General features: G+C 29.7%; 17 protein-coding genes. 16 read left to right on the top strand and 1 reads right to left on the bottom strand.

Annotated features, from left to right (window positions below):
* Window positions 1-6: 6 nt before the first annotated feature.
* A complete protein-coding gene (gene argS, locus T1L09_RS01440; RefSeq protein WP_322549160.1) occupies window positions 7-1,794 on the bottom strand; it encodes an arginine--tRNA ligase in 1,788 nt (595 codons plus the stop codon).
* A gap of 277 nt (window positions 1,795-2,071) precedes the next feature.
* Between argS and T1L09_RS01435 the strand changes: the two genes are divergently transcribed.
* From T1L09_RS01435 to T1L09_RS01360, 16 genes are all read left to right on the top strand, one after another.
* On the top strand, window positions 2,072-3,139 hold the full coding sequence (locus T1L09_RS01435) for a tyrosine-type recombinase/integrase (RefSeq protein ID WP_322549159.1): 1,068 nt from the start codon (window positions 2,072-2,074) through the stop codon (window positions 3,137-3,139).
* 175 nt (window positions 3,140-3,314) lie between these two features.
* Complete coding sequence (locus T1L09_RS01430; RefSeq protein WP_322548904.1) at window positions 3,315-4,310, top strand: phosphotransferase; 996 nt, start codon at window positions 3,315-3,317, stop codon at window positions 4,308-4,310.
* A gap of 142 nt (window positions 4,311-4,452) precedes the next feature.
* Window positions 4,453-6,405, top strand: coding sequence for a zinc-ribbon domain-containing protein (locus T1L09_RS01425; protein WP_322549158.1), 1,953 nt, complete (start codon window positions 4,453-4,455; stop codon window positions 6,403-6,405).
* A 199-nt stretch (window positions 6,406-6,604) separates the two neighbouring features.
* Entirely contained in the window at window positions 6,605-7,792 is a 1,188-nt protein-coding gene (locus T1L09_RS01420; RefSeq protein ID WP_322549157.1) for an MFS transporter, read from the top strand.
* 286 nt (window positions 7,793-8,078) lie between these two features.
* Window positions 8,079-9,851, top strand: a complete 1,773-nt coding sequence (locus T1L09_RS01415; RefSeq protein WP_322549156.1) for a type I restriction-modification system subunit M — start codon at window positions 8,079-8,081, stop codon at window positions 9,849-9,851.
* Entirely contained in the window at window positions 9,838-11,223 is a 1,386-nt protein-coding gene (locus T1L09_RS01410; protein WP_322549155.1) for a restriction endonuclease subunit S, read from the top strand. The genes T1L09_RS01415 and T1L09_RS01410 overlap by 14 nt, the downstream gene beginning before the upstream one ends.
* A gap of 142 nt (window positions 11,224-11,365) precedes the next feature.
* Window positions 11,366-12,097 carry a hypothetical protein gene (locus T1L09_RS01405; protein ID WP_322549154.1) on the top strand — a complete coding sequence of 244 codons (732 nt, stop codon included), beginning with the start codon at window positions 11,366-11,368 and terminating at the stop codon, window positions 12,095-12,097.
* 756 nt (window positions 12,098-12,853) lie between these two features.
* Window positions 12,854-13,444, top strand: coding sequence for a hypothetical protein (locus T1L09_RS01400; RefSeq protein WP_322549153.1), 591 nt, complete (start codon window positions 12,854-12,856; stop codon window positions 13,442-13,444).
* 249 nt (window positions 13,445-13,693) lie between these two features.
* On the top strand, window positions 13,694-14,095 hold the full coding sequence (locus tag T1L09_RS01395; RefSeq protein ID WP_322549152.1) for a hypothetical protein: 402 nt from the start codon (window positions 13,694-13,696) through the stop codon (window positions 14,093-14,095).
* A 512-nt stretch (window positions 14,096-14,607) separates the two neighbouring features.
* Window positions 14,608-15,024, top strand: coding sequence for a hypothetical protein (locus T1L09_RS01390; RefSeq protein WP_322549151.1), 417 nt, complete (start codon window positions 14,608-14,610; stop codon window positions 15,022-15,024).
* Window positions 15,025-15,326: 302 nt separating this feature from the next.
* A complete protein-coding gene (locus T1L09_RS01385) occupies window positions 15,327-15,755 on the top strand; it encodes a hypothetical protein (protein ID WP_322549150.1) in 429 nt (142 codons plus the stop codon).
* Between the two features lie 12 nt (window positions 15,756-15,767).
* Window positions 15,768-16,259, top strand: coding sequence for a hypothetical protein (locus tag T1L09_RS01380; protein ID WP_322549149.1), 492 nt, complete (start codon window positions 15,768-15,770; stop codon window positions 16,257-16,259).
* Between the two features lie 190 nt (window positions 16,260-16,449).
* Window positions 16,450-18,585, top strand: a complete 2,136-nt coding sequence (locus T1L09_RS01375; protein WP_322549148.1) for an erythromycin esterase family protein — start codon at window positions 16,450-16,452, stop codon at window positions 18,583-18,585.
* Window positions 18,586-18,757: 172 nt separating this feature from the next.
* Window positions 18,758-19,426 carry a hypothetical protein gene (locus T1L09_RS01370; RefSeq protein WP_322549147.1) on the top strand — a complete coding sequence of 223 codons (669 nt, stop codon included), beginning with the start codon at window positions 18,758-18,760 and terminating at the stop codon, window positions 19,424-19,426.
* 205 nt (window positions 19,427-19,631) lie between these two features.
* On the top strand, window positions 19,632-20,522 hold the full coding sequence (locus T1L09_RS01365) for a hypothetical protein (RefSeq protein ID WP_322549146.1): 891 nt from the start codon (window positions 19,632-19,634) through the stop codon (window positions 20,520-20,522).
* A 176-nt stretch (window positions 20,523-20,698) separates the two neighbouring features.
* Window positions 20,699-21,523, top strand: a complete 825-nt coding sequence (locus tag T1L09_RS01360) for a hypothetical protein (RefSeq protein WP_322549145.1) — start codon at window positions 20,699-20,701, stop codon at window positions 21,521-21,523.
* Window positions 21,524-21,551 lie beyond the last annotated feature (28 nt).

Here is a 21,551-nt window from a genome sequence, read left to right as displayed (position 1 = left end):
TTCGACTTACATTCTTTCAGGTACGTTTATTCCTAATAAAGAGAATGCGTTTTTAATTGTATTCCCAACAGTTTTTGCTAATTGCACTCTGAATATTTTTTTGTCCTGATTTTCTTCGCCTAAAATGGAAACTTGTTGGTAGAATGAATTGAATTCTTTCACCAATTCGTAGGTATAATTTGCGATTAATGCCGGACTATGATTTTCTGCTCCGCTTTGAATTACTTCAGGAAACAACTGAATCAGTTTGATTAATTCTTTCTCTTTTTCGTGCATTTCGATGTCACTCGAAATAACAACAGTTGCATAATCAAAATCGGCTTTTCTTAAAATCGATTGGATTCTCGCATAGGTATATTGAATGAAAGGTCCCGTATTTCCGGCAAAATCCACCGATTCTTCCGGATTAAACATCATTTGTTTTTTCGGATCCACTTTCAACATATAATATTTCAAAGCCCCTAAACCAATGGTGTTATACATCTCGGCTTTATCCGCTTCGCTATAGCCTTCTAATTTCCCTAATTCTTCCGAAAGCGTTTTAGCCGTCGTAGTCATTTCTTCCATTAAATCATCGGCATCAACCACTGTTCCTTCACGCGATTTCATTTTTCCGGAAGGTAATTCAACCATTCCGTATGACAAATGATATAAACTATCTGCCCAATCAAATCCTAATTTCTTTAAGATTAAAAACAACACTTTGAAGTGATAATCTTGTTCATTTCCAACAGTATAAACCATACCACCAACATCTGGAAAATCTTTCACACGCTGAATTGCCGTACCAATATCTTGCGTCATGTAGACCGCAGTTCCATCCGAACGCAATACAATTTTTCGATCCAAACCATCTTTGGTTAAATCAATCCAAACTGAACCGTCTGCCTCTTTCTCGAAAATTCCTTTTTCTAGACCAAATTGCACTACTTCTTTTCCTAACAAATAGGTATTGCTTTCGTAATAATTCGGAATATTGAAATCGACACCCAAATTTTTATACGTTTGTTCAAATCCATCATAAACCCATTGGTTCATCGTTTTCCAAAGTGCAATTACTTCCGGCTTACCGTTTTCCCAGTCTAAAAGCATTTGTTGTGCTTCCAAAATCGAAGGTGCTAATTTCTTTGCTTCTTCTTCCGACTTTCCTTCCGCCATTAGTGCAGCAATTTCTTCTTTGTAGTGTTTGTCGAAAGCCACGTAGAAATTTCCGACTAATTTATCCCCTTTTAAACCTGTAGATTCTGGCGTTTGTCCGTTTCCAAATTTTTGCCAAGCCCACATCGATTTACAGATATGAATTCCTCTATCGTTGATGATTTGCGTTTTATATACTTTTTTACCCGAAGCTTTAATAATTTCAGCAACAGAATATCCCAATAAATTATTTCTAATATGTCCTAAATGCAAAGGTTTGTTGGTGTTTGGCGAAGAATACTCCACCATAACCGCTTTTTCGTTTTCAGAAGGGGCTACAAAACCAAACATCTCTTTATCTTTAATCGAATTGAAAAAATTCACATAAAAAGCATCCGAAATAATAATGTTTAAAAAACCGCCTACCACATTGAATTTTGAAACCTCTTTTGCATTCGTTACCAGGTACTCGCCTATCTGATTTCCGATGGCTGCCGGATTGCCTTTTAAAGCTTTGACCAACGGAAAAACAACCATCGTTATATCACCTTCAAAATCTTTCCTAGTCGCCTGAAATTCAACTTTTTCGATCGTTAAATCGAAAATTTCAACTACCGCTTTTTGGATGTGTGTCGTAAGTGTTTGATGTAATGTCATTTTTCTCTATTTTTTTGGACGTGCAAAGGTACAAATAAGACTTTAGTAAATGGATTTTTACAGTTATTTTTTTAAGAGTTGAAAAAATGAGTTTTTCTTGTTTGAAGTTTCAGGTTTCAGGTTAAAGTAGATTAAGAAAACAGACAGGTTGCAATCTTTTGGCAAAAAATTAGTTTGAACCCAAAAAGTTTAATTAATTTCTCTTTATAATTTTTTAAGAATTTAAATTTTTGAAATAATTTTCATTATATTTGAGTTTATAAACGCCACATAAACTATGAACGATCAATCATTTAGCTATAAGCCTGGAACACACAACGGACAAAAAGTAATTTTTATTCAGTTTGAGAAGGATTATATACTTCTACAGGAGGTAAAAAGTTTAGTTGGGAGAAAATTTAGCAACACGCACAAATGCTGGTATGTGCTTGATGTTGCTTTTTACAGAGAAAAATTTGGATTACCACAAGAAATTTCGATTAGCGACCGAACACTTTTTAAAATTTCGGAACTTCATCATTTAGAGCTAAAAAAAGCAATTGAGACTTTACAGCTTAAAGGATATAGCCCAAATACAATTAGAAATTACAGTAGTGAGTTGATTCAATTTTTTCGACATATTCAACCAAATATAGCTCCTCAAAGAAGTGTTGAAGATATAAAAAACTACTTACTTTACTGCATAAACACTTTAAAGCTCTCTGAAAACAGCATTCATAGTCGGATTAATGCGATTAAGTTTTATTATGAAAAAGTCTTGCATTTTGATAAAATTGCAGTTGAAATACCTCGTCCAAAAAAGCATTTGAAATTGCCTAAAGGTTTTAACGTTGAAGAAATAAAAAAAATTTTAGAGGTTACCCCTAATTTAAAACACAATACTATTTTAAAATTAATTTACGGTATGGGTCTTCGAGTTTCTGAGGTGGTTAATTTAAAAATAAGGGATATTGACAGTGTTTCAATGCGTGTTTTTATAGAGCGTGCGAAAGGGAAAAAGGATCGCTACGTGAATTTGCCCGAAAGTATTTTAGAGCAACTTCGCTCCTATTACAAGGAAAACAAACCAAAAGAATACCTATTTGAAGGGCAATATGGTGGGCAATATACCACACGAAGTGTACAGCAATTTTTTAGAAAAGCTTTAAAAAACGCAAAAATACATAAGAAGCTTGGGGTTCACGGACTTCGTCATAGCTACGCAACGCATTTACTAGAAAACGGGACAGACATACGCTTTATACAAGAGTTATTGGGCCACAATGACATAAAAACCACCATACTATACACCCAAGTAACTGATATGAGTTTACGAAAAATAATTAGTCCGCTTGACAATTTGTAAGAAAAAAACAATTATGTTTGTAATGAATTTATATTTTAAAAAAAATATCACGAATTTCGCTTTTTTGAATATATTTTTACAAACAATTAAAAAACAAGTATTTACGAATTTTAAATTATTTTAGGTTCGTGTATATATGAGTTAGCCGCAATTATAAAAAAAAAATCCGCAGAAAATGACAACTTTTCCAGTAATAGCTTCAACATTATCAGAAATAGAATTAGCGAATTTTATAAAGGAAAAGTACAAACTAAACGAAGATTTTAATTGCAAATTATTTAGAACTGGAGTAAATCACACTTACTTTATTTCAAATAATGAAACTAAATTTGTTTTTAGAATATACTGTTATAAATGGCGAACAAAAATAGAAATTGAACAAGAATTAGAGCTATTAAATCTACTAAAAGAAAAATCCCTTGCAGTTTCGCATCCAATTTCAGATGTAAATGGAAGCTTAATTCAAGAAATAAATGCTCCTGAAGGAATTCGTTATGCAGTACTTTTTTCGTTTGCTAAAGGCGAAAAAATGCGTTTTATGTCTAATGAAACTTGTTATTCTATTGGTGCGTTAATGGCTAAAATTCATAATATAACCGAAAATAAAAAAATAGACAGGATAAACTATGATTCTGAAATTCTTTTAAATGAATCTTATAATCATCTTACATCATTTTTTTCAGAAGATTTAAACGAAATGAAATTTTTAAAAGAAATTGGTGATAAAATACCAAAAAGAATTAAAGAAAGTAATTTATTAGACAATAAAAACGGAGTAGTTCATTTAGATATTTGGTACGATAATTTGAGCGTAAATAATGAAAATGAAATCACAATTTTTGATTTTGATAATTGTGGAAATGGTTTGTTAATTTTAGATGTTGGTTATTTTTGCAAACAATTATTTTTCATAGAATCTGACAAAAATGAATATGAACGAAAGACTGAAAGTTTTTTAAACGGCTACCAAAAAATAAGAAATTTATCAGAAAAGGAAATTAAATTAATTCCAGAAGTTGGAGCATCAATTTTTGTATTTTATCTTGGTGTACAAGCACAAAGATTTGATTGGTCGAACATCTTTTTTACTGAAAACTATCTCAAAATGTATGTTGGAAGAATTAGAAATTGGATGGAATATTATGAAACAAAAAGAAATAACTGCGGCTAACAGCGGTTACAAGAAATGGCGAGAAAAGTGCTAAATTCACGTTTATTTTCCGCAAGAAATTTTATCTTAGCAGAAAATACGCAGTTCCGAAGTTCGCCACTTCTTGTAGCCGCAAAACGTTACCAGACATTTTACACCAAAATTGCGAAAACCAAAATATAACATAGAACATTATAAATCAATCGCCAAAAAAAATGGTGGAAGGTGTTTAAATAATGAATTGCCAAAATTAAACTCCAAATTGGATTTAGTTTGTGCAGAAAATCACGAATGGTCAACTTTGCCAGGTAATTTAATTAGAGGTTTTTGGTGTAAAAAATGTTCTCAAAAAAAAGTTGCAAGTAAACTCAAAAAATCCATCCAAGATTGTATTGAAGTCGCAAAATGTAACAACGGAATTTGCCTATCCAAAGAATATATAAATGCTAATACCAAAATGGAATGGCAATGCGAAAAAGGACACATTTGGAAAGCTACTTATCACGGAGTAAGAAGTGGAACTTGGTGCAACATATGTTCATCTCAGAGAACAGCAGAAAAACTGCGTTTGTCAATTGAAGATTGCCATAATAGTGCATCTCAAAAAGGAGGTGTTTGTCTATCTAAAACTTATAAAAACACACAAACAAATATGCTTTGGGAATGCAAATCGGGACACCAATGGCAAGCAAATTACGGTAGAATTAGACAAGGTAGTTGGTGCAAAATTTGTTCACAACAAATTGCAGGGAAAAATAGAAGAATATCTATTAACTACTTTCATAATTACGCAAAATTAAAAGGCGGTTTATGTTTAAGCAAAACTTATGAAACTCAAAATTCAAAGCTAGATTTTAAATGTCAAAAAGGTCATATATGGAAAACTACAGCTGGCTCAATGAAATCGGCAGATACTTGGTGTCCTATTTGTGCCGGAACTTTTAAAGTAACAACAAAAGAACAGATAGAAGATAAATTAAACGAAATAAGGTTAATCGCAGAATCTAAAGGTGGTAAATGTTTGTCTGAAACATATATCAACAGTAAAACAAAACTTGAATTTCAATGTGCTAAAGGTCATAATTGGAAAACAGTACCATTATTAATAAAAAATGGAGCTTGGTGTAACACTTGTGCTGTTATAAGAGTTAGCGACCAACAAAGAGATACAATAGAAGATTTTATTAAAATAATTGAAAACAAAGGTGGCAAATGCCTTTCGACTGATTACGTTAATGCACAACAAAGCAGAATCCAAGTTGAATGTGAGTTTGGTCACAAATGGTTTGCAAGACCACAAGGCTTAAAAAAAGGAAGTTGGTGTAGAAAATGTTATGGAACCGCAAAATCTACTTTAGAAGAAATTAAAAATTTGGCAGAACAAAGAGGTGGTAAATGCATTTCTGAAAATTATGACAATGATATGTCAAAAATGTTATGGATTTGTTCAGAAAATCATACTTGGGAAGCAACACCAAATAATATTAAAAGAGGTAAATGGTGTCCAACTTGCTCAAAAGGAATTGGCGAAAGAACTTGCAGACTAGCTTTTGAAAAAATATTTAGAAAAGAATTTAATAGCATAAGACCTGACTGGCTTATCAATAATTTTGGAAACAAAATGGAATTAGACGGTTATAATGATGAACTTAAAATTGGTTTTGAACATCAAGGTCGACAACACTATTCTGAAATAAATATAAATAAAAGATTTTTAAAAAAATCAACATTAGAAAATGACAAACAAAAAGCAAAACTATGTAGAAAATTAGGCATCAAAATTATTTATATTCCTGAAGTTTTTACAGACATAAAATTAAACGATTTAGTATCTTATATTATAAAACAACTTGACAAGAATAAAATAAAATATCCTGAACAATCAAGTAAGATAGTATTAACTCCTACAGAAGTTTATACTTACACAAGAAACAAGGAATTAATAGAAAGAGAGAAAAGAGCAAAAAAAATAATTGAAAGTTATGGAGCTAAAACAATAGATATTTACAGAACAAATAGCGGAGTAAAAATGCGGGTTGAGTGCAAAAACAAACATATTCTTTCTACAACAACAAGTCAAATATTGAAAGGAATAGTTTGTAGAAAATGCAACTGAAAAATAAAAACGTCTGGTAACAGCGGTTTTAAGAAATTGGGGTTTTTGGGCTTAATTTAAAGTTTGTTTTGTACTTTTGATTTTCAGTGCTTAATCGAAAGTTTCGGGCTTACAAATCCCCAACTTCTTAAAGCCGCAAAACGTTGTGCGTCATGCGAACCAACCTACACGTGAATTTAAAAACTAACGAATAAAATTAATGCAAAATAAGAAAAACCTTTGGTTTATAGTTGGAATTACAATACTCAATGCAATTGGGATGACCATTGTACTTCCGCTCTTTCCATTTCTATTAGAGAAATATGTTGCCAATACGAAAATTGCAGCAACTATGAGTTTGTTAGTTTCAATATTTGCTATTTGTCAGTTTTTTGCAGCACCCATTTTTGGTACTTTAAGCGATAGGTTTGGGCGAAAACCGATATTGCTTATAAGCCTTTTGGGTTCAGTTATTGGCTATTTATTGCTTGGTATAGGTGGTGCTCTTTGGATACTTTTTTTAGGTAGAATTATTGATGGTATTACGGCAGGCAACCAGAGTGCTTTATTTGCATATATTTCAGACACCACAGAACCACATGAAAGAGGAAAATGGTTTGGATATTTGGGCGGAGCTAATGGACTTGGGTTTATGGTGGGACCTGCAATTGGTGGACTTCTTGGAGCGAAATCCATCACATTGCCTTTTTATGTGACTGCTATTATTACTTTTATTTCAATAGCTTGTATTTTTATTTTCGTTCCAGAATCACTAACAACGGAGAAACGCACTAAACAGATTACATGGAAAAGTTTTAACACATTCACCCACTTAAAAGAAATATTCTCTATCAAGACTGCCAAAAGCTTAATCATTATGGGAGCGTTTTTTTATATCGGTTTAGGAATATGGCAATTTAATGCCAGTATTTTTCTTAAAGATGTTTTTAAGTGGGGGCCAGAATTCATTGGTGGTGTTTTTGTTCTAGTAGGTATTTGCGATATTCTTTCTCGAGTAATCATCCTACCTCAAATGCTAAAAAAGTATAGCGAACAAACCGTTGGCATTATTGGTTTGCTTGGACTTGTTGTAGGACTTGGGTTGCTATTTATAAGTGCATTTATCACTTCTGTATTTTTTATTGTAGGAGCTGTTGCCTGTATTGTGTTAGGAGAAGGCTTATTTGACCCCTCATATAATGCAAGGCTTTCCAACACTGTTACAGAAGATAAGCAAGGACTGCTACAAGGAACAAGCCAAAGTTTGCAGGCTTTATATCATGTATTAGTTCCGCTTGGAGCAGCCGCAATTTATAGTTACAACAAAGCAACTGTGTTTGGAATTGCTACAATACTAATGATTTGTGGACTTCTGCTATTTATCAATATGAATAATAATAACTCATAGTTGAATGAACAAAAGCACGAACGCACAACATAGTATTGGCAATAGTGGGGCTGACAGTTGTAAACTCAACATTTGTTATTCTATTGAACATTTGTGCAAATGTTGAGTTGACGTTTTTCAAATGCCCCACCATCGCCAATACTCGGCCGTTGTAGGCAATACTCGAGCTACACGAAACGTAGAAAAAAAATTATAGAAAATGTGTTTTGAAATTTCAAAACACATTTTTATTTAAATAAACTTCATAAAAAAAACTACATTTGTAAAAATAGATTTTATATTAAGTATGACAGATTTAAAAGAGGGTTACATTATAGATTATATTTCAAGTGAGCAAGTAAAAGCAACACCTGAAGAATTAGAAGCAGTTCAAGTTTTTAGCAGAATATTAGTCGAAGATTATGGCTATCCTAAAGAGGTTATTCAAACTAGACCTCAATTTAGAGTTAAATCTAGACCTAGTGATACAACAAAACCATATCCTTTAGATATTGCCGTTTTTAACAACATAAATAAAAATGATGACAATATTTGGATTATAATTGAATGTAAAAAAAAGAATAGAAAAGACGGTAGAGGGCAATTAGAAAATTATTTAACTTTCTCAAAGGCTCAACTTGGTGTTTGGTTTAATGGTGAAGAGAAACTTTTTTTAAAAAAATTAGAAAAAGACGGTAAAGTTTTATTTGAGGAAATACCAAATATTCCAATTTATGGTCAACGAATAGAAGATATTGGAAAATTTAAAAGAAAAGATTTAAAACCAGCATATAATTTAAAGTCAATTTTTCGTACGATGAGAAATTATCTAGCTGGTAATGTTGTTGGTGCAACAAGAGACGAGGTTCTTGCTCAACAATTAATCAACGTTATTTTTTGTAAAATATATGATGAAAAATATACACGCCCAGACGACATTATAAACTTTAGAGCTGGAGTTGATGAAAAACCAGAAGAAATTAAAACTAGAATTTTAGATATTTTTGATTTAGTAAAGAAAAAATATCAAGATGTAATGGATAGTTCTGATAAAATAATGTTAGATGCAAAATCATTATCATATGTAGTTGGTGAGCTTCAACTTTTTTCTTTAACTGACGCTGAAAGAGATGCAGTTGGAGATGCTTTTGAGGTTTTTATTGACCATGCACTTAAAGGTGGTCAAGGTCAATTTTTTACACCTAGAAATGTTGTTAAAATGACAATCGATATTCTTGACCCTTCAACAGAAGATTTAATAATTGACCCAGCTTGTGGTTCTGGTGGTTTCATTATAGAATGTTTACGACATCTTTGGAGTAAAGTTGAGGAAGAAGGAATAAAATATAAATGGCCACAAAATGAAATCGAAATAGAAAAGCAAAAAGTTGCCATTGATAAAATTAGAGGTATTGACAAAGATTATTTTTTAGGTAAAGTTTGCAAAGCATATATGGCTATTCTTGGAGATGGTAGAGGCGGTATTTTTTGTGAAAATTCTTTAGATGTACCAGCCAATTGGTCTACTAAAACAAGAGAAAAAATACAATTGGGCACATTCTCAATAGTTGTTACAAATCCTCCTTTTGGTAAAAAAATTAATGTTGAAGGTGAGAAACTCCTTTCTCAATATGATATAGGTTATAAATGGAAAAACAATAAAAAAGATGGTGTTTGGGAAAAAGGTAAAATTAAAGACAAAGAAGCACCACAATATTTATTTATTGAGAGATGTATACATTTATTAAAACCAGGTGGTAAAATGGGTATAGTTTTACCTGATGGTATTTTTGGTAATGACCAATTGGGCTATATAAGAAATATTATATCAGACAATTGTCAAATTGTTGCGGTTGTAGATGTACCAAAAGAGACTTTTATGCCTCACACTAGTACCAAAACTAGTATTTTGTTTGTAAAAAAATTAGAAAAGAAATCTGCAAAAGATTATCCTGTCTTTATGGCTGTTGCAGAAAAATGTGGTCATGATAGAAGAGGAAATACTTTAGAGGAAGAAGATTTATCAGGTATTGCTCCTATTTTTAGAAACTGGTTAAAAGAAAACAATGTTACATTTTAAAACAACTTATAAATCTAAAATAGACAAAGCTGGTCGTTTTGATGCAAGATATTTTTATTTAGAAGATGTTTTGCAAAAATTTAATGATAGAGCTGATTTTGAACTTGTAAAACTAGGTAATCCAAAAGTATTAAGAACAATAACTGACGGTGAACATGCTGGTCAAAACTTTGTAGAGAACGGTGTTTTATTTATAAAGAATTCATCAATTAAAGATTTTGATATTTCTTTAAATGATGGTTTTTATATTGAAGAATGGAAACATGAAGAACAAAAAAGGTCTAATTTAAAACCAAAAGACATTCTTTTTACGACCATTGGTCATATTGGTTCGGCAACAATCGTTCCTGAAAATTTTTGTGAAGCAAATATTAATCAAAACTTGGTTAAAATTGAAATAAAAGAAGAATATATAAATCCATATTATGTTGCCGCATATTTAAACAGTTATTTAATTAAAGAACAAATTAATTGTTTATTTACGGGGAACATTCACGGTATTCTAACGTATCCTAAAATAAAAAATTTAGAGATAATTGTACCTCCAAAAGCATTTCAAGAAAACATAGCAAATCTTTATAAAAAAGCAATAGAGCATACTGAAAAATCGAATGAAATTATTTCTAATAGTATTAAACTATTTGAAAAATATTTAGAAATACCTGAATCTTTGATTAACTATTCTAAAACTTATTCAACAAATAAAAATTCATTACTTGAAAACAACAACTGGATTCCAAAACTTTATTTGCCCGAATATGTTACTACTTTAAATGAAATTGAAAAAAAATGGGAAACAAAACCGTTAACTGGTTCAAAAGGTGTTGCACAAGTTTTTAAAGGCGATGAAGTTGGTAGTGATAATTATAGTAAGTATCTAGATAAAAATGAAGATGATGTTCCATTTATTAGAACATCAGATATTTATAATTGGCAAGTTGACCAAAATCCTGACTTTTTTATTCCTATTGAAATTTTTAATGAACTAGAGCAAAAAATTATTGCCAATGATATATTGTTTACTAAAGACGGTAGAATTGGAAAAACAGGGTTTGTTACTGAACAAGATAGATTAATTGCTTCAAGTGGTGTTTCAATTATAAGAGCCACTAAAATTGACCCATTTTATTTATTTATTGTATTGAGTAGTAATTTAGTAGGTCAATTTCAAGCTATACAACATACAGTTTATGCTTCAACAATACCTCATTTAAGAGAAAGTAAAATAAAAAACTTTAAAATACCAATACTTCCAAAAGAAAAAATTGAAGAATTATCTTCAATGGTTAAAGTTGCAATGGATTTAAAAAATAAACGCAAAAAACTTATTAAAGAAATTAGACAAACTATTAATAGTTATTTAATTAATTAAATTAAGATACCATTAATTCTCAAAGTATTATTCTTAGAATAATACTTTGAGAATCTATTATTAAAAAAAATCAAAAGTTTACAAATATTTAAAGAAAACTTATTTATTTTTGACTATTGTTTAATCTTTTAACTAAATAGCTATGGCATCAACATCAGAAGTCGGTCACGCAAAAAATGTAGCAAACTTTCAAGATTTAATTGAGTTTGTTACTGGGTATGGAGCAACTTATAATCCATCAAAAAACAGTCTTAAACTGCCACAACTTGTTGCACTTAAAGCAACAGCAGAAACAAAACTATCAGACGTAATTTCAAAAAACACAAATTACAACAACAAAGTAAATGAACGTATGGTTGCTTTCAGCAACTTAAAGTCATTATCAACTCGTTTAGTCAACGCATTACAAACAACCGATGCAACAACCGCAACGATTAACGATGCTAAAACATTCAACCGCAAAATGCAAGGTAAAAAAGCGTCTGCTACGCAAACACCAACAGACCCAAACGCACCAGCTCCAGCAACAATTTCTACAAGTCAACAATCTTACGACCAACTAATACAACATTTAGCAGGTTTAAAGTCAGTTTTAGAAGAAGAGCCAAGTTATACACCAAACGAAGCAGAGTTACAAGTAGCTACAATTGATGCAAAAATTGCAGACTTAACAGCTAAAAATACAGCAGTTTCAACAGCATACACAAACATAAGCAATTCAAGAATTTCAAGAAACGAAACTCTTTACACAAGCGACAACGGCATTTTTGAAACCGCAAGCGAAGTAAAAAAATACATAAAATCAGTTTTTGGAGCAAGCAGTCCACAATATAACCAAGTAAGCGGAATCAAATTCAGCAAACCAAGATTATAGCAAAACCCTAAACAAAAAGAAAGAAAAAACAAAAAGACTTATTGCTTACGCAATAAGTCTTTTGTCATACTTTTTTAGGTTATCGCCTACCCTATTTAGAAATTTAGCAACCATATTTAGATTTATAACAACCAATTTTAAACATTTTCAATACACCAAAAGAATTATAACAAACGTAATTAGAAAACTGCTAAACGTAAATAGATATATGACATACAATTTTAGATTTATGGCATACCTAAAAAGAATTATGGCATACATTTTTAGATTTAGAGCATACATAAATAGAAATCTACCGAACTGCGAGAAGATACTGAATAAATCGTTGGAATAGACATACAGTGCTTTAAAAGAAGTACTGCCTACAACAGCGGTTTCAAGAAATGGCGAGGTATGGGATTTATCAGAAAAGGGAAAGGTTTTTAATTAAAAGTTTTAGTATATTTGTGAAGGCTTAGTCTTGGTTCATCGCCACTTCATGAAGCCGCGAAACGTTGGCAGAAAATTTTGACCAGCGTTGTCGGAAAATCGCTTGCAGACAGAAAACTGAACTAAGCAAGGAAAAGAAGAAACGGTTAGCATTCTAACAGGAAAAAATTGAAACGACTATCTCAAGATGGTTCTACACTTTTTGAGATTATTTTGTAGGATTTTGGAAAGACCTTGGATTTTCAAAATTATTTTTACAAGGAAAAATAATTTACATTAATCAGTTACTTAAAAAAACAACAAAGTAACATAATACATTTTATAAATATGAAGAAAGTAATCTTCGGCTTAATTGCCACAATTGTTTTAACAAATTTTTCTTTTGGTCAAAACATAAAAGAAATTGGTAATGATAAAGAATTTCAAACTTACATTATGCAATCAATTAATCTAAATAAAAATTTGAATAAAGAGTTTTTAACAAAAACATTTAACGACAAGCAAATTAATGAAAATGAAGTTGAATATATTTACAAGGTTTTTAATTTAAAAAGTCAAGAAGAATACAAAGCAATTCTTTTAAATCAAGACAAACTATTAACGTCATTAAAAAATAAATATTCTTTTGAAAAATATACAAATGAAGAACTTACAGATTATTTAAGCAATGGTATTTCGGTTATATTATCAAAAGTAGATGGTTCTACAGGAATAACTCCTGGGGGCAACAACTGTCGAAGAAAATACAGAAATGATGTGGCTACAATTGGTGCTTCAGCCGTTATTGGTCATATTGGATGTGCTACATTAGATATAACAGTTTTTGCAGGTATAGCTTGTCATAGTGCAGTCGTAGTTATTCAAGCTGCTGCAATGGATAACGCAAATATTGAATTGGAAGAGTGCTTGAAAGGGTAATATGAAAAATAAAATTAGATTTATTCCATTTATTTTGTTTGCTATTTACTTTTTTTTTATTAGAAGTTATGTAAATAGTTTTTCATATCAAATATCAATTCTTTTTTTATTTATTATAATTTCACTTTTTACATATTTTTCAATTAGAAAACAAAATAGCGAAAACAATAAAAAGAACTTAATTATTTTTTTGATGGGGATTTTAGTTTCTACTTTAGTTTTCTTTTATTACATTTTAAAATAAAATTTATGAAGGTAAATTTATTAATATCTGTTATATTTTTCTTTAATATATCATTTTCACAATCAGATGTTGACAAAATATTAAAAGGTGGAGAAATTATTGTAAATGGATTATCATTTCTTAAAAAAGACAAATCTGAAGCCAAAGAAACTAATTCTAAAGTAATTGAAAGTGTTTGTATTAAAAACAAACTTTCTGACAAAATAACTTATTCAATGATTGGTAAAGACGAAGAAGGAAATGTTATCAAAAAAGAACTTGTAATACAAAAAGACGGAAAAGAATGCGTTTTTGAAATACCAAAAGGCATTTATACATATGAAATTGTTTTAGCCAACAAAGAAGTTTACAAAAAAGGCGAATACAAATTCAATGAAGAAATTACAATTACTGTAAAACTAGATTAAACAAATAGCAGTTTTGGCTTCGCCAAAACTGCTATTATTTTTATTGTTACAAAAATGAAACAACCTTTGTCTAAATCGAACAAAGCATTGGCTCAATCGAACAAGGCTTCGAACAAAATAAATAAGGCATAGGTAAAAGTAAACAAGCCTTTGGACAAAATGAACAAGCCTTGTGCAAAAGTAGATAAGACAACCGCCAAACTGAAATAGACAACCGCCAAAATAGAATAAGCAACTGCCAAAATAAATAAGACAACCGCACAAATAAAATAGACACTTGTCAAAAATTGAAAAACGAAATGAAACGTGAAAATTGCGACGAACAACTTAAATCTTCTGCCAACCACGGTTTGTTTCAAGTGGCAGTTTAGTGATAATCCGAAAACGCCGTTGTAAAATTTAATAATTAGTGTATATATGTGTTGGCTTGGTGCTGAATCTGCCACCTGAAAACAAGCCACATAACGTTGTGCACTATTGATGAAAACCGTTGCATTTAATTAAGAATAGTGATGAAATTAACAAATGATCAATTTACCGAAGTTGGAATTATTTTCGAAAAAGAGAATGGTAATGTTCACTCGGATTTTGAAAAAAATATAATAGCAGAATCAGTTTTGACGAAATACAAACCGACAGAATTGGAAAAAATAATAATATTCGGTCTGAACTCTGGAATTTATGAAAATGAAGACGAAAGAGTTAGCGCATATTGGAGTTTATCAAAAATTGGAAATCGAAATTTAATCGCAAATTTTAAAAAATGGTTATTAACTGAATTGGAGAATGAAAAAGGACTTGCGATATTTCAGATTTTAATCGCACTTGATCGCCTCGATGAACCTGCATTTAACAAAAATAGAACTGGACGAGCATTTGACGAAACGGAACTTAATATTAGAGATGCTAAAAACTATATGAAAAAATAAAAACAGTGCACAACAACGGTTATCAAAAACCACAAAGGCTTGGTTTTTCCTTCGGAAAAACCTCTATCAGTCGAAAAGTTGTTTTATATTTGTTGTGGCTAGTCTTAAATCCTTGTGGCTTTCGATAGCCGCAAAACGTTAGCAGATATTGTTTGAAAAATCGTGCAAAATTCACGTAATTTGAAAATTAAAATTAAAAATATTTATAACGGTGGGAAATTAGCTGAAAAACCAAACACCATAAATGACTTTTACGCCAAAAAGCATAAAATAAAGTAAGCAGAAAACAAAATAATAATTTAATGAAAACAAATTTTTTCAAAGCAACAATTTTAGCATTAGTTACAATTTTTACTATTTCTTGCTCAAAAGATGACGATTCAAGTTCAACAGATACAGGCGGAGGTTCATCTACAACAACAAACACTTGGGTAAAATTAACTGCAATAACATCAGCAGGTGTTAACAAACCAAATTATATAATAATGATGTTTGACCAACCAGTAAATTCTGCCTCTGCTTTGCCACCAATCAAAAAACAAATTACAACTGACGCAAATGGATTGGCATATTTTGATTTAAACACAATAATTACAAGCACAACACCAACTACTTATTATTTTGAAGCATTTGTTCAAAATGGAACAGGTTATACTTGGAAAAGTGTTTCACATCCAACATATAATATTGCAAAAGGACAAATGATAACAAGTTCAATTATTGTAAATTAATTAGAAAACAGAATGAAAAACAGAATTATACTTTTAGGATTGACTTTAACTTTAGCAAGTTGCGGAAGTTGGAATAGAATTGGTGATTTAACAACAGTTGGAAACAGAAATGTAGACGATAGCAAAAAATATGCGTTATTAACAAGAGAAGTTGAAGCAATTGCATCAGCAGACAAAGATGCTTTAGAACAAGCAGTTGATAATTTAACGAAAAAATACGAAGGCGAATTTTTACGTAATGTGAAAGTTTATGTTAAAAGCAACGGGAAAAAAGTAAAAATTATCGGTGATGTTTGGGGAACACAAAATACGTTAATAAATGTATCAACTGAAGCAAACGCAAAAATTACTTTAAATATTGGAGATAGTGTAGTTTTCAAAAGAAAAGGAAAACTAACTGACGGAAAAATTATTGGAGTTAATGCAAACTTGGTAATTGTAGAATTTGATGGCGACAGAAAAGTGGAATTAAAATATGATGAAGTAACGAAAACTAACAAATAACAATTACAACATCTGCTAACAGCAGTTTGCAAAAATGGCGGGTTTTGGGCTTAATTTAAAGTTGGTTTTGTACTTGCAAAATCTGTGTTTAACCGAAAGTTTTAAGCTTCCTTAATCCGCCACTTCTGCAAGCTGCAAAACGTTAGCCGTCAGTTTACTGCGAACCGTAAAAAAACAATAAAATTTAAAAATGAAAAAAATAATAAGTTTTATATTTCTACTATTTTGCTTTTCGGCAATATCTCAAGATTTAAATCCAAAATCAATTTCACTTTCTGAAAATCCTACAATTGAAGATTTTAGTTTTTTAAAAGAAGAATTTAAAGACGTTCAGATAGTAATGCTTGGCGAAAGCACTCATTTTGATGGAAATGTATTTGAAATGAAAACTAAAATGATTAAGTTTTTAAGTCAAGAAATGGGTTTTAAAACAATTGCTTTTGAATCAGGAATTTATGATTTATGGAAGGCTCAAAAAGATATTGATAATGGTTTAAATACTAATGATGTATTTTCTAATTCTTTGTTTTCAATTTGGGCAAAAAGAAATGAGTTTATATCTTTTATGAATTTCTATGATGAAAACAAAACTGATTTAAAATTATTTGGCTTTGATTATCAAATTACTAGCACAAATGGAAATGTAAATCTTGCCAAAGATTTTTTTGAATATGCAAAAAAAATCAAACATAAAATAAAATTTAAACAAGAAGATTTTGAATTGCTTTTAGAGTCAATCACTAACTCTGGAATGTTTGATGAAGAAGATATTACTTTTAATCAATTTAAACTTGAATTATCTGATTTTAAAAACAATATTAGTAAACAAAAAGATTCAGAAGAAAATTTTTATTGGAATCAAATTGTAAAAAGTCTTTTAGAGTTAGGAAACGATGCTTTTACAAAAGAAGAAGTTTTAAGTACATTTTACACAACTTCTTTCGATAATAATCGTGATAAACAAATGGCTGACAACTTATTAGCTTACATAAAACAAAATCCTGATGAAAAAATAATTTGTTGGGGAGCAAATGCACATTTTGTAAACAATACTAATTCAATTAAAGAACCTCTTGTAAAAGAATTTGTGCCAATGGGTTCTTATTTAAAAAAAGAATTAAAAAACAAAGTATATAGTTTAGCAAATATTACATCAACAGATTCTATTTTCATCCAAAATAAATGGAATATAACTCCTATAAAAAAGAATTCATTTGAAGATTTTTTAAAGACAAAAAACACTTCACCTCATATTTTTATTTCTTCAAATCAGATCGAAATGAATACTATTATTTGGAATAGATTTTTTAGTCCAATAACTTTTATTGAAAGTAAATTAAATGAATTACACGATGGATATTTCTATTATAGAAAAGTTACACCTTCTACTATAATTGATTCTGATATAGAAAATCAGATTTCTTATAAAACAAATAACAAAACAACTAATCCTGAAATTGATGAAATTGATGAAACAGCAACCGTTTTAAACGAAGTGATAGTTTATGGAAAACGAACTGCTTATCAATTAATCAATAAAGTAATTGGATCTTTTGAAAAAAATTATCCTGACAATCCATTTAGCTCTTTAATGAAAACTAATATTCAGTCAAAAGTTTCGGATTCAACATATCTAGATTTTGATTTTATTGCAGAACAATATGATTTAGGTTATGTAAATCACATAAACAGAAGTACAAAAAACATCAAAGAAATTAGATGGAATATAAAAAACGATTTTTTAACTGAAACATTAAGAGAATATCACGGATTAGTTTATAATTCCCCAATAAAATATGCGCCTTTTTTAAAGAAAGGAAAATTCAAAAAATTTATTTTTCAAATCGAAGAAACTAAACTTTACAACAATGAAGAAGTTTATGTTATTAGTTTTTCATCGCCAAGAAATCATTCAACGTTTACAAGAAGAACTTATCTAAGTGATTATTCAGGTTATTTATATGTAAATTTAAAAGACAATGCAATTGTGAAAATTTTTGAAAATTGGTCAGTAACTGAATTTCCAGAATCTTTTAGAGAAGGTTATAATTTAAAAAATTCATTGTCTAAATATACTTCAAAAGAATATGTAAATGAATCAATGGAAACCGATTTTACAAAAATAAATGGGTTATATTATATTTCACATTCAACAAGTAAATTATTAGGATTCATTTACAATAATACAACTAAAAGAAAATTTGAAACTACAGTTGATTCATATTGGAATGATTTTAACATCAATAATCCTTTTCCAATCAAAGGAAAAGAAGAAGAACATCTGTTTGATAAAGTAAAATTTAATACACAATTTTGGAAAAATTAATATAAAACCGAACGGCTAACAGCAGTTTGCAAAAATGGCGGGTTTTAGGCTTAATTTAAAGTTGATTTTGTACTTGCAAGACAGTGTTTAACCGAAAGTTTAGGCTTCCTTAATCCGCCACTTCCGCAAGCTGCAAAACGTTAGCAGTTATATTCAAACCGAACAAGAGAAAATGAAACTAATCGAAAGAAGTCAAATATTTAAACAACAGAAAAACATTTCCAGTTTAATCAAAGGATTTCAAGAAAGCATTTTTGACGAAGAATTTGACAAAGTTGATGACGAAATGTTTGACGCTATGTCGTTAAAAATAGAAAAAGCGAAAAATACAGGATTTAGCATAATGTTAAATCACAGTGATATTAATTCATATCCGAAAGAATTAGCTAAAAAGCTAAAAGAATTATTGACACATTTAAAAACTGAAAAACTTACTTTAATTTCTCATCTTAAACTAGATTTTTACGGAAATTTAGAACACGATTATGAAAAAGTAATTAATGCATATTCCAAACTTTCGAAAATTACCAACTCAAAAACCTATAAAGAAGCATTAGAAAGCGAAATTGCAGAAATCGACAATCTTGCAGAAATATTCTTTTGGCTTGAAAGATGTGACGCAAGTATTCCTGAATATGTTTTTTGGACTGACATAAAAGATAGGTTTTGCTTCTATTTTTGTAAATATGGAAATATTCATTTCGTAGATTTCACTAACGGAAATTTAATAACTGAAACTGAATTAAAAAACTTTGGTTTTATTGTTAACGAAGATTATGACCAGTTTTCTGAAAATGGAATAATTGAAAATAGGCAGATAAATATAAATGGTTTTGAATAGAAACATATCACTAACAAGGAAATACAACTGCTAACACACGCTACAAGCAATTTGGGGATTTGGCTTAATTTGAAAATGGTCTTGTATTTGGGATGATTTGGCAAATCCGAAAATAGGGCTTAATTTAGTCCCAAACTGCTTGTAGCGCGGGAACGTTAGCAGATAGTTTAGAAAAACAGAACGTAAAAACAAGAAAATCAATAAAATGAAAAAAAATATTCTCATAATTCTAATATCTATTTTTTTAGTGAATTGTAAAGCTAAAAATGATGAAGTTAAAATAATAAAAGGCGAAAATTATGAGTTAAAAATTGCAAGTGAACAAAAAGCTATTTTAATACTATTTCCTTGTTTTCCTTGCGACATAGAAAACACTAAAACAGAGGCGAAATTTTTAAAAGATATTGAAAAAGAGGGCATAACAACTTTACTTTTAAATATAAATCAAAAATTGTTTCTAAAGGAATCTGAAAAAATAGAATATGCGGAATTGTTAAATATAATTCTTGATAAAAACAAAGTAGAAAAAGAAAATGTTTTTATTGGAGGTTTCTCAAGTGGCGGAAATTTATCACTTGTTCTTTCTAACTTTTTGATAAAATCAAAAAATAGAATTCAACCAAAAGGTACTTTTATAGTTGATTCTCCTTTGGATTTGGAAGAACTTTATAAAGGAGCAAAAAGCGACTTAAAGAAAAATGTGGATGCAGAAGCAGTTGAAGAAGGAAAATTTTTAATAGAATTGTTTGAAAATGAAATTGGAATACCTAATGAGAATATTGAAAAATACAAAACTATTTCTCCATTTCTAATATCTTGCAATTCCACAAACAATATTGAACATTTAAAAAATATCAAAACAAGATTTTATTGTGAGCCTGACTTGGAATTGCAAAAGAAAAATAAAAACCGAACATACGAAGAACTAAATTCTTATAAACTTGAAAAAACTTATAATGCTTTAATCAAGTTAGGAAGCAAAAAAACCGAGTTTATCAAAACTGAAAATCGTGGAATTAGAGCAAATGGCCAAAAACATCCACATTCTTGGAATATTGTAGAAAGAGAAAATCTAATAAAATGGATATTAGAATAAAACCATCTGCTAACAGCGGTTTCACAAAATGGCGAAATTTGTGGTAAATTCACGTTTATTTTCCGCAAGAAATTTTATCTTTAACGGAAAATAATCGGTTACGAAGTTCGCCACTTCGTGAAGCCGCAAAACGTTGTATGCAAATTTTGAAAACTAAAACTATAAATTAATTAAAAATGAAAAAAACCTTAACATTAATTGCTCTTTTATTTATTTCCTTAAGTTATTGTCAAAAAGATAATACTAAAACCGAATATTCAACTATATATGAATATGAAAAATTAATTCAAATAGGAAGAAAAATAGACAAACCAATTGAGAAATTTGATTTTTACAAACATCTTTTTTATGTAAAACAATTAAACTCTAATAAGGAAACCAACAAAACTTTTTGGATCTATTCAGATAGTTTTTTGTTTAAAATTATTAAAGAATATATGTTTAAAAATGAAGAATTATTAAACATAAAACAAATAACTCAAAAAGATTTAGTTAAGAAAGATGAATTTGAAGACTTCACTTTAGGCGACAAAATAAAAGAGTTAGACTTATTATTGAATAACAATAGTGAAACATTTGAAAGTAAATTAAGAGAATTATTTATTGCACCAATGTGCGGTGAATTAATTGAAAATATAAACAATAATTTTATCTATTTATATGCTGATTGTGGAAGTGGTGGTAGTGTTAGAACAGCAACATTATTTATAAATGATAAGAACATCATTGATTTAGGTAGCGGATATGATAAACTATCTAAAAAAGAATATGAAAGATTAGAAAGTATTATTAAATCAAAAATAAAGGATTTCGTATATATTTCAGGTCGTTCTGGAACAAAGACTGAAATTTCTGAAAATGGTAATTTTATTTTCACCTTTAGTGGACAGAGAGAAGATGAAGCTGATGCATCAGGTGGTAGTTTAAAGATAAGCTATGAAACTTCAGACTTAAAATCTTTTATACCAACTAGCGTAAAAGTTGAAAACTGGAATAATTAAATCTGCATACAACAGCCGTTTGGCAAGA

Source organism: Flavobacterium psychraquaticum, from assembly GCF_034497725.1.
Taxonomy (GTDB): domain Bacteria; phylum Bacteroidota; class Bacteroidia; order Flavobacteriales; family Flavobacteriaceae; genus Flavobacterium; species Flavobacterium psychraquaticum.
This window is presented reverse-complemented; position numbering and strand designations above follow the sequence as displayed.

What these genes read in the sequence shown, in the direction of transcription:
- T1L09_RS01395 (WP_322549152.1), top strand. Translation starts at nt 13,694, where the DNA reads ATGAAGGTAAATTTATTAATATCTGTTATATTTTTCTTTAATATATCA.
- T1L09_RS01360 (WP_322549145.1), top strand. Translation starts at nt 20,699, where the DNA reads ATGAAAAAAACCTTAACATTAATTGCTCTTTTATTTATTTCCTTAAGT.
- T1L09_RS01405 (WP_322549154.1), top strand. Translation starts at nt 11,366, where the DNA reads ATGGCATCAACATCAGAAGTCGGTCACGCAAAAAATGTAGCAAACTTT.
- T1L09_RS01375 (WP_322549148.1), top strand. Translation starts at nt 16,450, where the DNA reads ATGAAAAAAATAATAAGTTTTATATTTCTACTATTTTGCTTTTCGGCA.
- T1L09_RS01390 (WP_322549151.1), top strand. Translation starts at nt 14,608, where the DNA reads ATGAAATTAACAAATGATCAATTTACCGAAGTTGGAATTATTTTCGAA.
- T1L09_RS01365 (WP_322549146.1), top strand. Translation starts at nt 19,632, where the DNA reads ATGAAAAAAAATATTCTCATAATTCTAATATCTATTTTTTTAGTGAAT.
- T1L09_RS01420 (WP_322549157.1), top strand. Translation starts at nt 6,605, where the DNA reads ATGCAAAATAAGAAAAACCTTTGGTTTATAGTTGGAATTACAATACTC.
- T1L09_RS01385 (WP_322549150.1), top strand. Translation starts at nt 15,327, where the DNA reads ATGAAAACAAATTTTTTCAAAGCAACAATTTTAGCATTAGTTACAATT.
- T1L09_RS01415 (WP_322549156.1), top strand. Translation starts at nt 8,079, where the DNA reads ATGACAGATTTAAAAGAGGGTTACATTATAGATTATATTTCAAGTGAG.
- T1L09_RS01410 (WP_322549155.1), top strand. Translation starts at nt 9,838, where the DNA reads ATGTTACATTTTAAAACAACTTATAAATCTAAAATAGACAAAGCTGGT.
- T1L09_RS01435 (WP_322549159.1), top strand. Translation starts at nt 2,072, where the DNA reads ATGAACGATCAATCATTTAGCTATAAGCCTGGAACACACAACGGACAA.
- T1L09_RS01380 (WP_322549149.1), top strand. Translation starts at nt 15,768, where the DNA reads ATGAAAAACAGAATTATACTTTTAGGATTGACTTTAACTTTAGCAAGT.
- T1L09_RS01430 (WP_322548904.1), top strand. Translation starts at nt 3,315, where the DNA reads ATGACAACTTTTCCAGTAATAGCTTCAACATTATCAGAAATAGAATTA.
- T1L09_RS01400 (WP_322549153.1), top strand. Translation starts at nt 12,854, where the DNA reads ATGAAGAAAGTAATCTTCGGCTTAATTGCCACAATTGTTTTAACAAAT.
- argS (WP_322549160.1), bottom strand. Translation starts at nt 1,794, where the DNA reads ATGACATTACATCAAACACTTACGACACACATCCAAAAAGCGGTAGTT.
- T1L09_RS01370 (WP_322549147.1), top strand. Translation starts at nt 18,758, where the DNA reads ATGAAACTAATCGAAAGAAGTCAAATATTTAAACAACAGAAAAACATT.